The organism is Parasediminibacterium paludis (assembly GCF_042651445.1).
In the GTDB taxonomy this organism is placed as follows: Bacteria; Bacteroidota; Bacteroidia; order Chitinophagales; family Chitinophagaceae; genus Parasediminibacterium; species Parasediminibacterium paludis.
On record NZ_JBHSDC010000002.1, the window covers coordinates 509648 to 524953 of the forward strand.

A 15306-nucleotide genomic window follows, 5' to 3' on the forward strand; every position below is an offset into this window, starting at 1 on the left:
ACCCCTAATTTGGATTTTCTTTTCAAAAAAACGATTAGCATATGGAAATAATTCACGTTAGTGCAGAATGTTACCCTATGGCAAAAGCAGGTGGCTTAGGCGATGTGGTAGGTGCGTTACCAAAATATCAATGTAAAGCTGGTCACTATGCCAAGGTTGTAATGCCAATGTATCGAACTAAATTTCTTTACAGTAACCAATGGGTAGTTGATTACAAGGGCAGTGCTTATATTGGTAATCGCTATTTTGATTTCACCATTATTAAAGAAGCTACTAATAAGTTAGGCTATGATTTGTATTTGGTAGATATTAATGGTTTGCTTGACCGTGAAAAAATTTATGGTTACAACGATGATACAGAACGTTTTATCGCTTTCCAGATTGCTGTACTTACTTGGCTAAATAATTGGCAGCATCAGCCAGATATTATTCATGTTCATGACTACCATGCAGGTTTAATACCGTTTATGCTTAAAAACTGTTTTGCATTTAAACGGATGGCTTATATAAAAACGGTATTGACTATTCACAATGCTCAATACCAAGGTTGGATTGGATGGGATAAAGCCAATTTGATTCCTGCATATGATGGGTATAAATGGGGCGATTTAGATTGGAATAATACGATTAATCCACTTGCTAGCGCCGTAAAATGTGCTTGGAAGATAACTACTGTTAGTCCTAGTTATATGTCAGAATTGCGTTATAATAGCAATGGGTTAGAAGATTTATTTGAGTATGAGAAGGGGAAGTGTGTAGGTATTTTAAATGGTATTGATAATGAAGTTTGGGACCCTGCAACAGACCCTTATCTGACGAGCAATTTTTCAGTAAAAACGGTGGATGCAGGCAAAAAGAAAAATAAAAAACAGATTTGCGAAACATATGGCTTAGACGAAAAACTGCCATTATTTGTTTTTATTGGAAGGCTTGTTGGCGAAAAAGCAGCTGATATCTTGCCTGGGGCTTTTTTAAATGCTTTGTATCACCAACAAGGAAAAGCTTGCTACATGGTACTTGGTAGTGGTGATAAGCATGTAGAATGGGAGTTAAATAATATTACCCATCAATATAGAGGCTATTACAATGCAGTTATTGGTTATGATGAAGCGCTAAGCCACCAATTATATGCTGCTGCCGACTTTTTACTCATGCCGAGCAGGGTAGAGCCTTGTGGTTTAAACCAAATGTATGCTTTAAGATATGGTACTGTGCCAATGGTAAGAAGTACTGGTGGCTTACAAGATACTGTGAAAGATATGGGCGAGTGGGAAGGCTTTGGTATAAGATTTAATCATGCCTCTGTTGGCGATATGGCACACGCAATTTACAGAGCTATTGAAGTGTATAAAGATAAAACACATTTAGGATGGATGCGTAAGTACATGATGGAAATAGATCATAGCTGGGAAGCAGTTGTGGAAGCGTACACTGATGTGTACAGAAATGCTTAACGAAGTAAGTTTTGAAGTTAACCAAATATTTATGTAATTTTTTTTTACCAAATTAGGTTAGTCAACTGCTTTCGTCCTAACTTTCCATCCTATCTTTTTGTATTGCTTAATTAATTATGAAAAAAACTTTTTAACCTCACTTTTATGGCATCTTTAAGTAAAAAAATCGTTGCAGTGATCTTAGGTGGCGGCGCAGGTAGTAGATTATACCCGCTTACAGCCTCTCGTTCTAAACCTGCAGTACCAGTAGCTGGTAAATATCGTTTAGTAGATATTCCCATTAGTAACTGTATGAATAGCGGCATCAATCGTATGTTCGTATTAACACAGTTTAACTCGGCTTCATTAAACAAACACATCAAAAATACCTACCACTTCAGTGCATTCAGCACTGGTTTCGTAGATATTTTGGCAGCCGAACAAACACCAGATAATCCAGGTTGGTTTCAGGGTACGGCTGATGCGGTAAGACAATCTCTTCGTCATATTTCAAACTTAGATTTTGAATATATTTTAATATTAAGTGGTGACCAACTGTACCAAATGGATTTCTTAGAAATGATAACAGACCATCTTCAAAGAGGTGCTGATATTTCTATTGCTACCATACCTGTACATGCCAATGATGCTACTGAGTTTGGTATTTTAAAAACCGATGAGGCAAGTATGATTTCATCGTTTGTAGAAAAGCCCAAAAAAGATGTGTTGGGCGATTGGATAAGTGCTACTAGTGGTGCTATGCAACAACAAGGTCGCGTGTATTTAGCATCTATGGGTATTTATATTTTTAATAAATCTGTGTTAAACAGTTTGTTAAAAGATCATCATCCAAATGCGACCGATTTTGGTAAAGAAATTATACCTAATGCTATTGAAAATTATAAAGTAGCCAGTTATCAATACGAAGGTTATTGGACAGATATCGGAAATATCGCTTCATTCTATGAGGCAAATTTGGCATTGACGGCTGAAATCCCTGAGTTTAATTTATTCGACAATAGCAATGTGGTTTACACAAGACCACGTATGCTGCCGCCTGCAAAAATTAGCGGTACTACCTTAGAAAAAACTTTAATTGCAGAAGGTTCTATCATTAATGCGAGTCGCTTAGACCATTGTGTAGTTGGTATTAGGGCTCGTATTGGTTACGGCACCACGGTTGTAAGTAGTTATATTATGGGTAATGATTTTTACGAAACCCTTGAAGTAATGCAAGAAAATGTAGGGAAAGGGATACCTAAAATAGGTATTGGCGAGCGTTGCTATATAAAAGATGCCATTATTGATAAAAATTGTCGTATAGGTGATGATGTTCGCATTAATGGTGGCAAGCATTTGGAAAACACAGATCATCCTTTGTACAGTGTAAAAGACGGGATTGTTGTTGTGAAGAAAGGTGCTATTTTGCCAAATGGTTTTGTAATTTAATATACATTTTATACATAAAACATCCGCATCGTGCGGATGTTTTTTTACTTTATTTTGCAACGTGTAAAAATTACACAGTTATACTCCTAAACGATTGCTATGTCAACTACCTTAGACGAAAAGCCAAAACTAAGACTCTCGGAAATTATTAATATGAGCGTTGGTTTTCTTGGAATTCAATTTGGATGGGATTTACAGCGTGCTAATATGGGACCCATCTACGAATATCTTCATGCCGATGCAGATAAAATTCCTATTCTATTTCTTGCAGCACCGCTTACGGGTTTGCTTGTTCAGCCTATTATTGGTTATATGAGCGACAGAACTTGGCATCCCAAATGGGGTCGCAGAAGACCGTATTTTATGATTGGTGCTATTGTAAGTACTATCGCCTTATTATTTATGCCACACAGCCCCGTGCTATGGGTAGCCGCAGGCTTGCTTTGGGTACTTGATGTGTTTGGCAATGTATGCATGGAGCCATTTAGAGCTTTTGTAACTGATAAATTATCAGATAGACAACGTACGGAAGGCTTTGTAATGCAAAGTTTAATGATTGGTCTAGGCGGTAGTATTGCCTCCGCTTTGCCATGGTTAATGATACATGTCTTTAAACTTCAAAGTACGGCAGCTAGTGGCGTTATTCCAGATAATGTAAAGTGGTCTTTTTATATTGGTGCTGTTTTCTTCTTAGGCGCTGTAATGTACACCGTGTTCACTTCTAAAGAGTATCCACCTAAAAATCTGCCTTCAAAATCTGATGAAAAAGGCAGTATTGGTAAAGGTGTAAAAGAAATTTTGGAATCTATTGTTCAAATGCCAAAACGCATGAAGATGTTGGCTTTAGTGCAATTTTTTACATGGCCAGGTTTATTCTTGATGTGGTTTTATTATAGTACAGCGGTGGCTCGCAATATATTCCATGCAAGTAGCGAAACAGACCCCGTTTATAGTCAGGGTACTTCTTTTGCAGGATTAACCTTGTCATTTTATAACGTTATCACCTTCTTATTTGCTTTCATTTTGCCATTTATTGCGCATAAATTGGGAAGAAAATTGACCCACTCAGTTTGTTTGCTATGTGGTGCCATTGGGCTTATTAGTGTAGCATTTATCCAAAATAAATACTTATTGTTCTTAAGCATGACAGGTGTAGGTATTGCTTGGAGTAGCATTTTATCAATGCCTTACGCCATGCTTGGTGGTGTGTTACCAGAAAATAAAGTAGGTGTGTATATGGGTATTTTCAACTTCTTTATTGTCATGCCAGAAATCATTGCATCACTTGGTTTCGGTTGGGTTATGAAAAATTTACTCCACAATGATAGATTGTTAGCAGTTCAAATTGGTGGTGTGCTAATGATTATTGCTGCTGTACTTTGTTATGTTTTGGTAAATGAGAAAAGCGACCAGGCTAAGGCTGTTTCGTAAATATGGCATATATAACCAATGCGAAAGGTTTTATCCAGTGAATAATACATTATTTATAGTGTACATAAAAATACGATATATGAAAAGAATATTGTTCTTATTCTTGTTATTTAGTGCATTTTTCGTCCAAATTAATGCACAAAATATAGAAATATATCCTACTAATTGGTGGGTAGGTATGAAATGGCATAATGTGCAGTTGCTTGTAAAAGCCGATAAAGAAGGTCTGAATAAGCAAGAAGTATCTATTAAATATCCTGGTGTTAGCATTACCAAAGTGCATCAGCTAGACAATAGTAAATACTTAGCTATAGATGTGGCCATTGCGCCGACAGCAAAAGCTGGAAATGTAGCTATTTCATTTACCGAAGGTGGTAAAACCACTAACGTACAATGGCCGTTAAAACCTCGCAGAAAAGGGATGGGTACTGAGTTTGCAAAAGGTGTGAACTCATCTGACTTTATTTACTTTTTGATGCCTGACAGATTTAGCAATGGCGACACTAGCAACGATAAAATTGCTGGTATGCGTGACCAATCGCTGAATAGAGATTCGATATATTTACGTCATGGTGGCGATTTAAAAGGTGTTATTAATCACCTCGATTATTTGCAAAGCCTTGGTGTAACCACGTTGTGGATGACCCCTGTTCTTGAAAACGATATGCCTAACCGTACAGAACATGGCTATGCATTTACCAACCACTATAAAATAGACCCACGCTATGGTGGCAGCGAAGCATACAAAAAGCTAAGCGATGCCTTGCATCAACGAGGTATGAAGTTGATTCAAGATGCAGTGTACAACCATGTGGGTAGCTATCATTTTACCTTTTTAGATCAACCTACAAAAGATTGGTTTCACCAATGGCCTACTTACACTGGCACTAGTTTTAAAGACCAACCTTTGTTTGACCCTTACGGCTCTAAAAAAGATGCTAAGATTACAACTGATGGATGGTTTGTACCACAAATGCCTGATCTTAATCATAACAATCCATATGTAGCAAATTTCTTAATACAACATGCTTTGTGGTGTGTAGAAGAATTTGGTGTAGATGGCTGGCGCATTGATACGTATATCTATAACGATATGGATTTTATGAATCGCTGCAATAAAGCTTTAACAGATGAATATCCAGCTATGACTATGTTTGGCGAAAACTGGGTACATGGCGTGATTAACCAAAGCTATTTTGTGCAAAACAATTTAAACATCCCTAAGAAAAGCAACTTGCAAGGTTCGGTAGATTTTCAAACTTTGTTTTATGGGATACAACCTGCGCTTAACGAGAAATTTGGCTGGACCGAAGGCGTTACAAAGTTGTATAATACTTTAGCGCAAGACTTGGTATATAAAGATGCAACACGTAATGTTATTTTCTTAGACAACCACGACATGACCCGCTTTTTTACTACAGTAAAAGGTGACGTAGAAAAACAGAAAATGGGTATTGAATGGTTATTAACTTGTAGAGGTATCCCTCAATTGTACTATGGTACAGAAATACTAATGGCAGGCGAAAGTAATCCTGACGGCTTGGTTCGCTTAGATTTTGCTGGCGGCTGGCAGGGCGATAAAAAGAATGCTTTTACTGGTGCTGGCTTAAGCGCAGATGAAAAGTCTGTACAAGATTTAATAAAGAAATTGGGCACATATCGCTTAACATCTTCTGCCTTAAAAACAGGAAAATTAATGCAGTATTTACCTGATGATGGTTTATATGTATATTTTAGATATGATACTAACCAAACAGTAATGTGTGTAATGAACACTAGTGAAAAAAACAAAACGGTGAACTTTAATAATTACTCTGAACGTACTTCAGGTTTTACAAAAGCGACTGATGTATTAACCAATAATAACTTGGGTAGCCAATTTACAATTGCTGCCAAACGTATGTTGGTGTTGCAATTAGGCAAATAGATAACGGTAATTATGCTTGCTTTCAACTGCCACCATATAAAGTACTAAACGTACAAGTGTGCGACGCAACGAAGTAACATAGATGTACAAAAGCTGGTTACATAAATAATCCCCATACAAATATTGTATGGGGATTTTATTTTATAGAATGTTTGGCATCTATCAATTACAACATAAAATTCCATAAATACTTTGTGCCATAATCACCCCAGCGGGCTTTTAGTTTGGTAAGGTCTGCTTCAAGTTGTTGCCACGTCGTTTTTTTACCTTTTTGTGGTGGGGTGGTTTGTATTGCTGTTGGTTGTATAAGTTCTAGTTTTGTGGCAAACCATGTAGTGTGTAAGCGTGGCACCGCAAGGCCAAGTATTAAGCCGGGTAAGCCACCAAAACTTTCAGGGCCGCTGCTTATCATGATTTGATCGGTATAAAAAGCCACGACATAGACACTATCGCAAATTTTTGTAACTGCTTTCTTACATTCAAAGCCAGCAATGGTGCGTGTTTCATCGGTGATGCGCCATTGATAATTGCGCATACTATCTTGTAGCAAGTATTGTGTTTCAAACACTTCTTTTTGTAAGGCAATGCGATTGGTTTCGCAATCTTTTACTGTTACATCGGCTGTTGATGGCTTGCCTCGCCATAAGTATTTATTATCGGGGTTTTCTTTGGCAAGTTTGAATGATGATTTATTATTCGCAAACTGTAGCTCGTAAACATCTCGTACAAATTTTGGATACTCTTTACGCATTTGTTGTATCCAATCACCCTCATCGTGTTCATCATCTAAAACGCTATGTTGGTTGTATGTTTTTTCGTATTCAACTCTGCCTGCAGTTATAAATTGTGTTTGTGCAAAGCTTGTAAGGGTAAGTATTGTCAGCAATGATGCTAATAGTATTTTCATGTGTTTTGTTTTAAATCAAAAATTTTAAACCTGAAATGTCAAATCCTAGTTACTTGGTTTACCATTTTTACTAAAGTTGAAAATGAGCGTTAGCAAAAAATAGCGTTGAATGGTTTGGTTAGATGTTTCGGTTATAAAATTGCTTGTAATATTGCGTGTAACTCCTTGGTTTTGATTGAATATGTCATTTACAGAAGCTTTTATTTGCCAATTTTCATCTTTGCTAATTGATTTTTTGATAGATGCATTGACGATGTAAATGTCTTTTTGGTTAGCAAAAGCGGCTGTTTTTTGGTACACCGTAATATCTTCATCGATGTTTAAATACCATTTTTTAGGTAGTTTCATTTCTGTACCACCATACGATTCGTAAGTCCAATACTTGGTTTCTATGCCATTGTTAATCGATGATTTTGAACTGTTATGATTGGCTCCCACACCAAAATAAAAGCTTAACCATTTGTCGCTGTTGTAGTTGAAATTAATGTTGTAGCCAAGTTGTAGGTTATCATTGATATTTTTTTGGTTGTTAACATAGTTAATATTTCTTCTAATACTCGGGTTAAAATCAAAACCAAGATTAATTTTTTTGAAAATGGTAATGCTGTAACTAAAGTACATGCGACCGTTGTAGTTGCCATCTACATTAATACTTTGATTCACACGCCTACCAGAAGTATCCACGTTACTTGAATTACTAATGGCATTATTAACAGTAGAAAAATTAGTACTTATATAGATGCCTCTACCTTTTAGTACCTTGTAATCATTAAAATTAAGACTATAAGTATTGGTAAATTCTTGTTGTAAATTCGGATTCCCGATGTTTATATTCAGCGGGTCAGAATTATCTCTTAATGGTTGTATTTGTTGTAAAGATGGATTTCGTGTATTACCGGTATAGCTTATATACAAGCGTGATTGCTTGGTAAAATTATAACTGATATTGGCCGCAGGCAATATGTTGGTAAAATTAATATTGCGTTTGTTGCTAGTAAATACATCAGTTTGTTTGAAGGTTACTGTACCCAAGCCTGTACCAGCTGCGAAGTTAAATTTCTTGCCAGTATAGCGAACATTGAAGCCACCCGTATGGGCTTGATTATTATACAAGTAATGATTACTCAGCGAATCTACAAGTTGGTTATAATCGCTAATACCTTTGCTGTAAGTAATACGTGAGGCATCATTTGTGTTTAAGGCATATTTGTAATTCAATTCCAAAAAAGTGTTTTTCCAAAGTGGTTCTGTGTAAGATACTTTGGTTGCAATAGTTTTCGAGTTATCCTCGTTTGGTTTAAATTGATCAATATTTTCATTTTTAGAAACTGCGCCTAGCTTACTATAATAATTGTTCAGCGATTTTAAATACGCCGTATTTGTATTGTTGCTGAAATTAAAATCACTTGTAATTGAAATTGTTCTTCCTTTTTTCTGAAAGCGTTTACGGTAAAATAGTGTGGTATTCAGGCTTTTATTATTGCTAAGGCTAGAAGAATATCTATCTGTTTCGTTAATTAATACACTGTCTTTTACATATCTCGAGCTACCTATGGTTCTGCCAGAATTATCACCCGTTACAATACCTGCACCAATTGTTACCTTTAAAGAACTCATACTGTCAATAGTCCAATCGTATACAGTTTTAATACGATTACGCGTTTTAAAACTCGTAAAGTTTTGTTCTTGGGTATTATTAAAACTAGAATCACCTCCTAAAATATTTTGGGTGATGGTTTTGTTAATACCCGTTACACGTAAATTATTGTATTGGTAGTTGCCATTAATATTTTGCTTGTCTTGATTCCATTTTTTACTGTATTGTAAGCCTGCCGTTACAGCATTGGGTAAGCCTTGGCTATTACTGAATTCATCACTATTGTTGTAAAAATAAATACTACCATCGTCACCAAATTCTGTATTATTGTTTAAGTTGCCACCATAATTGTCTCTTTCTTGCCAGTTAAGACTCTGAAACTTGGTATTATCGTAGGTAATATAGCCTGCTATTTTACGTTTGCCTTTAAAGGCATTGGCCAAAATTTTGCCTGATTTATAGTAATCAAAGTCAGTACCGCCTTCTGCTTTACCAAAATAGCCTTTCTTTTTATCATCTTTTAACTGCAGGTTGATGGTTTTGGTTTTTACACCATCGTCTATGCCACTAAAGGTTGCTTGGTCACTCTTCTTGTCAAACACTTGTACTGTATTTACAGCGTCTGCACGAAGGGTTTGTGTTACAACAGCAGGATCGTCGATAAAAAATTCTTCACCATCTACTAATATCTTTTCTACTTTTTGTCCTTGAGTGGTTATCTCGCCTTTACTATTTACTTGAATACCTGGCATACGTTTTAGCAAGTCTTGCACATTAGCATTAGCGCCTACTTTAAAGCTATCGGCTTTGTATTCTGTGGTATCGCCTTTTATTCTAATAGAGGAGATTTTTTGTTTTACAATCACTTCTTCAAGCAATTTGGCTTTTTGAATTAATGCAATAGTGCCAAGTGATTTGTTGCTGTTATTTTCTAGCGTAAAATTATCTACATAATCTGCATATTGAGGATAGGTTATTTGTAGGATATAGTTACCGGCAGGTATATTTTTTAGTTCAAAATTACCATTGGCGTCTGCTCTGGTATATTTTAGTAATACACTGTCTTTTTGCTTAATCATTGATACTACGGCATGCTGTAAACTTTGTTTGTTGGTAGTGTCTATCAGGTGGCCATTAATGCTAGCTTGTTGAGCCCACGAGACAATTGACAGTAGCACCGAAATGCAAAAAAGAAGTGTTAGTTTTTTCATTTGTTGTTTTTATGCAGTTGCGAAAAGTATTGTGGCTTATTGCATGTAAAATGTATAAATTGCATTACATAAACTAAGAAATTAGTTGTAATGAAATGTTAATTATTTTTAATGGTTGCTATGCCGAAAGATACATTGATGCAAAAAGATATTAATTCCACAAACCCAAGAGAAGAAAACATAAAAAAAGTTGGAATGTCATCAGAAAAAAAATATGAAGACCTACATTTTGTAGATACCCAACAGCCTGTTTGGAACTATTCATTATTTACAGATGAAGATGTACGTAATTTTCAAAATGGTACGCACTATCGTTTATACCAATTGTTTGGTAATAAGCAAATTACGGTGTTGGGAAGAGAAGGTACTTATTTTGCTGTGTGGGCGCCAAATGCAACATTCATCAGTGTTACAGGCTATTTTAATAAATGGGATAAAACAGCGCATCCCTTAAAAGTGAGGCTGGATAGTTCTGGTATTTGGGAAGGATTTATACCCAATATTTTAAAAGGCGAGGCATATAAATACCACATACATGGCTACAACAATGCAAGAATAGATAAGGCAGATCCATTTGCACATTTTTCTGAGAAAAGACCCTTCACTGCATCTATTACTTGGGCTACAGAATACAACTGGCAAGATGCTAAATGGATGCAAGAACGCAAAAAACACAATGCTTTAAACGCACCTTACTCCGTGTACGAAATGCATTTGGCTAGCTGGATGCGCCCAAATAAAAACGATGAAGAAAGCTATAATACATATGGTGAAATAGCAGCTTTACTAGTGCCCTATTTAAAAGAAATGGGCTTTACACATGTAGAGTTTATGCCTGTGATGGAGCATCCATTTGATGGTAGTTGGGGCTATCAGGGTACAGGTTTTTTTGCGCCTACTAGTCGCTTTGGTAATCCCCAAGATTTTGCTTATTTGGTTGATTGCCTGCATCAAGCAGGTATTGGTGTAATACTCGATTGGGTGCCTTCGCATTTTCCTTACGATGCGCATGGCTTATATTTATTTGATGGTACGCATACCTACGAATATGCAGATATGCGTAAAGGTTTTCACCCAGATTGGAACAGTTATATTTTTAACTATAAACGTGGCGAAGTAAAAAGCTTTTTAATCAGCAGTGCCCGTTTTTGGTACGATCAATTTCACATTGATGGCTTGCGCGTAGATGCGGTAAGTTCTATGTTGCGCCTTGATTATAGCCGTGAAGAAGGCCAATGGGAACCAAATGAATTTGGCGGTAATGGTAATATTGAAGCCATTGCATTTATTAAAGACTTGAACGAAACTTTGTACCGAGATTTTCCTGATACACAAACCATTGCAGAAGAAGCATCAGATTGGCCGGGCATTAGTAAACCTACTTTTGAAGGAGGTTTAGGCTTTGGGATGAAATGGATGATGGGCTGGATGCACGATACTCTGGACTATTTTAAAATAGACCCACTGCTGCGCAAAGGCTCGCAGAATAAGTTTACGTTTAGCATGGCTTATTTTAGTGATGAAAACTTTATGCTACCGCTTAGTCACGACGAAGTGGTACACGGCAAAAGCCCCATGATTTATAAAATGCCTGGTGATGAGTGGCAGAAATTTGCCAACCTGCGTTTGCTGTATACTTACATGTTTACACATCCTGGGGCAAAGTTGTTGTTTATGGGTGATGAATTTGGGCAAAGTAGTGAGTGGAATTACAAAACAGAATTACAATGGGATTTGCTGAAACATGTAAGTCATGGTGGTATGAAATATTGTGTGCAAAAGCTGAATGAATTGTACCGCAGTCAGCCGGCTTTGTACGAGAAACAATTTGGCAATGATGGCTTTGAGTGGATAGACCTCAACCATAGAGATGAATGTGTGATGGTGTACAAGCGCAAAGGCGAACTACCTGAAAAGGATGTGGTAGTGGTACTAAATATGACGCCTGTCGTGCGTATGAATTGGGAGATTTATGTGTATGTAAAAAGCGAATGGCAAGAAATTTTTAATAGTAACGATAAAGCTTACTGGGGTACTGGCGATGTATTTAACCCTGCCATACAAGCCGAATTGGTAGATGAAGACACCAAATGCTATAAACTTACACTGCATTTGCCGCCATTGGCAGGTGTGGTGCTAGGATAGTTTGTAAGCCGTTGGCTTACAATTATGTTTAATTATTTATCTCGCTGAACACGCGGAATGCGCTGAAATTTCTGCGGTTTCAGCTTATTCTGCGAGCAACAATTATGCTTAAATACTGCTGTTATATTTTACTGGTTGTAAATTTTATTGCTTGCACACCAAGTAAATATTTTCAGTTGCAAGTGCAAAAGGCAGACGCTAACCATCAAATTACTGGCACAGCTTTTTATAAAACAGTTGTAAGCAGTGCTTGGCAGCCAAGAGATTCTGTAGCCATTGCTGCAATACTTGCTGGTGATATACCAGATTTTTTAAAGCGCTTTGTAAGAATTAATACTAGCATTATAGATACTGCTGGAAAAACCATTACAGCGTACTACTTTGTATCGCCAGATTATGTAAGCATTGGCACTAATGATGATTGGGCAAGAATACCGCTAACGCCAATGGCTGCGCAAATAATTGCTGATAGTTTGCACTGTTTTTTACCCACACGCAAAATGGTAGATGACATTTACACCCAAGCCAAAGTAAAGCTAGAACCCGTACCCATGTATGCGTTTAGAGATAGCAGCATTACCATGTGGCAGCACCATTTAATAATAGAAGGGCAGCGAAAAGGCAGGCAAGGTTTAATTGCAGGCATTAAAAAAGATGTGGTGCTGTCTGGTAAAATAAGCCGAGATGCAAAACAGAATAGAGTAGCCATCTATGGCTGGCATAAACTAGATGGCAAACCCATTCAGCCCTTGTACACAGGCCATATTAATTGGTGGGTAGATTATAGCCACGGTATACGCTTGGTGTACCAAACCATTTGGGTAAATGGTAAGCCCATGCATTATACCGATGTATTAAAAGATGTGACATTGCAAAAGTTACTATGTGATGAGGTTTGGTGCGATTGTTATAGGTATTGATGACCCATAGAGTTTTATAAAATTCGTCATTATTTTCTAATAAATTTATTACAAAGAATTATATTAAGCATGGAAAAACAATGGTATAGTGCTAGAACCGTTTATGAAGTTTTAGTTTCTTCTGGGAAAAAGGGATATCATTTGTATGAGGATAGGATTATTGTCTTACAAGCACTCTCTATTGATAATGCAATTGAAGAAGCAGAAAAAGAAGCGAAGATTTATGCTCAAAAAGCTGGATGTAAGTATTTAGATTTTGTGAGTGTATTTCATCTTTTTGAAAATAATATAATGGATAAGTCCGAAGTTTATTCTTTAATGAGAGATAGTAAATTAAGTGAGGATAAATATTTAGATAAATTTTTTGATACAGGCAAGGAAAGGACAAAACGTTAGAATACCTTGGCTGATATTTATTCCTCAGAATGACAATAAACCTTTGCCTTCTTTGTTGCTTTGCGTGAAAAAATCTACGCTGCAATAAAAGCCTCACTGAGAACAGGACGTACAAGTGTGCGACGCAAGAAAAGCTTCATAGTACTACAAAAGCTGGTAAACAAAAGGTTCTCGTCACTGCGAGGCATGAAGCAGTCTGTGAGATACAAGATTAGATTGCTTCCTTCGTCGCAATGACGGGGAATTTTTATCGCTGTTTTAAAGCTACCTTCACCGCCAATTTAATGGTTCTCTTTTATGACTTTTAGTGATTTAAATTTAAACGCACCGTTGTTAAATGCTTTGGATGATCTTGGGTATACAAAACCAACGACTATTCAGGCTAGGGCTTTTTCGGTGATTATGAGTGGTAGAGATGTGTGTGGTATTGCGCAAACGGGTACTGGTAAAACCTTTGCTTATTTGTTGCCCTGCTTGCGCTTGTGGAAATTTAGTAAAGACACGGCACCGCAAATTTTGATAATTGTGCCTACGAGAGAATTGGTGGTTCAGGTGGTAGAGGCGGTGAAAAAATTAACAACATACATGAATGTGGCAGTTGTGGGTGTGTATGGTGGGGTGAATATTAATACGCAAAAACTGGAAGTAGCCGAAGGTATGGATGTGCTGGTGGCTACGCCTGGTAGATTGATAGATTTGATGTATGACGGGGCTTTTAAAACCAAAGCCATTAAACGTTTAGTGATAGATGAAGTGGATGAAATGCTGAATCTTGGGTTTAGAGCGCAGTTAAAAGCCATATTAGATTTGCTGCCGCCAAAGCGCCAAAACCTAATGTTTTCTGCTACCATTACAGGCGATGTAGAGTTGCTGATGAATACCTATTTCGACACACCTGAACTCATAGAAGCAGCGTCTACAGGTACACCGCTAGAAAATATCATTCAGACGGCTTACCATGTACCTAACTTTTATACAAAAGTTAATCTGCTGATTCAATTGCTGACGCAACATGAAGAGATGAGCAAAGTGTTGGTGTTTGTAGCTACTAAAAGCCTAGCCGATGATTTGTATGATGAACTAAAAGCTGAATTTCCTGAGAAGGTAGGTGTGATTCACTCAAACAAAGAGCAGAACCACCGTTTTAATACTGTGAATCAGTTTACAAATGGTACTTACCGCTTTATAATTGCTACTGATATTATTGCACGTGGCTTGGATATTTCTGAAGTAACACACGTGATAAACTTTGATATGCCTGAAGTGCCAGAAAACTATATTCACCGTATTGGTAGAACGGGTAGAGCCGATAAAAAAGGGATTTCTATCAGTTTTATTACAGAGCGTGAACAAGCACAGCAGGCTAGGATAGAAGCGTTGATGAACTATACAGTGCCTGTGTTGCCTTTACCAACAGATTTGGTGATCTCGGATGTATTGACAGAAGATGAAAAGCCAAAAGTGAAAATGAAAACGCATTTGGTAAAACTGCCTAAGAAAGAAGAGAAGGGACCAGCCTTTCATGAAAAAAAAGCCAAAAACAAAAAGGTAAATATCAAAGTGAGCCATAAAGATAAGATGATGAAAAAGTACGGCAAGCCTAAAAGTAGGGGCGCTAAAAAATAAATGGTCATAACACGCTTTCTCTCTTTGTAAGCGTGTTTTTATTTTTCATTATTTTATTTTGAATTGCTCGCTAGACTTTCGACAGCCTTGTTTTTCATTTTGAAATGCTCGCTAGTTCTTCGACAGCCTTGTTTTTCATTTTGAATTGCTCGCCAGACTTTCGACAGCCTTGTTTTTTTATTTCGAAATGCTCGCTAGACTTTCGACAGCCTTGTTTTTTATTTTGAAACGCTCGCTAGAATTTTGAAAGCAAGAACCAATTTG

10 protein-coding genes are annotated in these 15306 nt (G+C 37.0%); 8 read left to right on the forward strand and 2 right to left on the reverse strand.

The features are described from left to right. Positions 1–41: 41 nt before the first annotated feature. The 4 genes from ACFOW1_RS02860 to ACFOW1_RS02875 all read left to right on the forward strand — a co-directional run bounded on the left by ACFOW1_RS02860 (position 42) and on the right by ACFOW1_RS02875 (position 6240). The gene (locus ACFOW1_RS02860) at positions 42–1454 is read left to right on the forward strand and encodes a glycogen synthase (RefSeq protein ID WP_379012199.1); all 1413 of its coding nucleotides are present in this window, start codon (positions 42–44) and stop codon (positions 1452–1454) included. 144 nt (positions 1455–1598) lie between these two features. Continuing rightward, a complete protein-coding gene (locus tag ACFOW1_RS02865) occupies positions 1599–2882 on the forward strand; it encodes a glucose-1-phosphate adenylyltransferase (RefSeq protein ID WP_379012200.1) in 1284 nt (427 codons plus the stop codon). 99 nt (positions 2883–2981) lie between these two features. After that, positions 2982–4313 (forward strand): MFS transporter, encoded by a 1332-nt coding sequence (locus ACFOW1_RS02870; protein ID WP_379012201.1) that lies wholly within the window; start codon positions 2982–2984, stop codon positions 4311–4313. Positions 4314–4392: 79 nt separating this feature from the next. After that, complete coding sequence (locus tag ACFOW1_RS02875) at positions 4393–6240, forward strand: glycoside hydrolase family 13 protein (protein WP_379012202.1); 1848 nt, start codon at positions 4393–4395, stop codon at positions 6238–6240. Between the two features lie 166 nt (positions 6241–6406). Here ACFOW1_RS02875 and ACFOW1_RS02880 read toward each other — a convergent pair whose 3' ends face one another. Next, complete coding sequence (locus ACFOW1_RS02880; RefSeq protein ID WP_379012203.1) at positions 6407–7147, reverse strand: GLPGLI family protein; 741 nt, start codon at positions 7145–7147, stop codon at positions 6407–6409. Between the two features lie 45 nt (positions 7148–7192). Continuing rightward, positions 7193–9955, reverse strand: coding sequence for an outer membrane beta-barrel family protein (locus tag ACFOW1_RS02885; RefSeq protein ID WP_379012204.1), 2763 nt, complete (start codon positions 9953–9955; stop codon positions 7193–7195). Positions 9956–10150: 195 nt separating this feature from the next. On the opposite strand from ACFOW1_RS02885, the gene glgB reads away from it, so the two are divergent. From glgB to ACFOW1_RS02905, 4 genes are all read left to right on the forward strand, one after another. Beyond that, positions 10151–12100 (forward strand): 1,4-alpha-glucan branching protein GlgB, encoded by a 1950-nt coding sequence (gene glgB, locus ACFOW1_RS02890; protein WP_379012205.1) that lies wholly within the window; start codon positions 10151–10153, stop codon positions 12098–12100. 176 nt (positions 12101–12276) lie between these two features. Beyond that, positions 12277–13020 carry a hypothetical protein gene (locus tag ACFOW1_RS02895; protein ID WP_379012206.1) on the forward strand — a complete coding sequence of 248 codons (744 nt, stop codon included), beginning with the start codon at positions 12277–12279 and terminating at the stop codon, positions 13018–13020. Positions 13021–13089: 69 nt separating this feature from the next. Beyond that, positions 13090–13416, forward strand: a complete 327-nt coding sequence (locus ACFOW1_RS02900) for a DUF4288 domain-containing protein (RefSeq protein WP_379012207.1) — start codon at positions 13090–13092, stop codon at positions 13414–13416. A 297-nt stretch (positions 13417–13713) separates the two neighbouring features. Continuing rightward, on the forward strand, positions 13714–15042 hold the full coding sequence (locus tag ACFOW1_RS02905) for a DEAD/DEAH box helicase (protein WP_379012208.1): 1329 nt from the start codon (positions 13714–13716) through the stop codon (positions 15040–15042). Positions 15043–15306: the final 264 nt, after the last annotated feature.

What these genes read in the sequence shown, in the direction of transcription:
- ACFOW1_RS02880 (WP_379012203.1), bottom strand. Translation starts at nt 7,147, where the DNA reads ATGAAAATACTATTAGCATCATTGCTGACAATACTTACCCTTACAAGC.
- ACFOW1_RS02865 (WP_379012200.1), top strand. Translation starts at nt 1,599, where the DNA reads ATGGCATCTTTAAGTAAAAAAATCGTTGCAGTGATCTTAGGTGGCGGC.
- ACFOW1_RS02900 (WP_379012207.1), top strand. Translation starts at nt 13,090, where the DNA reads ATGGAAAAACAATGGTATAGTGCTAGAACCGTTTATGAAGTTTTAGTT.
- ACFOW1_RS02875 (WP_379012202.1), top strand. Translation starts at nt 4,393, where the DNA reads ATGAAAAGAATATTGTTCTTATTCTTGTTATTTAGTGCATTTTTCGTC.
- glgB (WP_379012205.1), top strand. Translation starts at nt 10,151, where the DNA reads ATGTCATCAGAAAAAAAATATGAAGACCTACATTTTGTAGATACCCAA.
- ACFOW1_RS02860 (WP_379012199.1), top strand. Translation starts at nt 42, where the DNA reads ATGGAAATAATTCACGTTAGTGCAGAATGTTACCCTATGGCAAAAGCA.
- ACFOW1_RS02885 (WP_379012204.1), bottom strand. Translation starts at nt 9,955, where the DNA reads ATGAAAAAACTAACACTTCTTTTTTGCATTTCGGTGCTACTGTCAATT.
- ACFOW1_RS02870 (WP_379012201.1), top strand. Translation starts at nt 2,982, where the DNA reads ATGTCAACTACCTTAGACGAAAAGCCAAAACTAAGACTCTCGGAAATT.
- ACFOW1_RS02905 (WP_379012208.1), top strand. Translation starts at nt 13,714, where the DNA reads ATGACTTTTAGTGATTTAAATTTAAACGCACCGTTGTTAAATGCTTTG.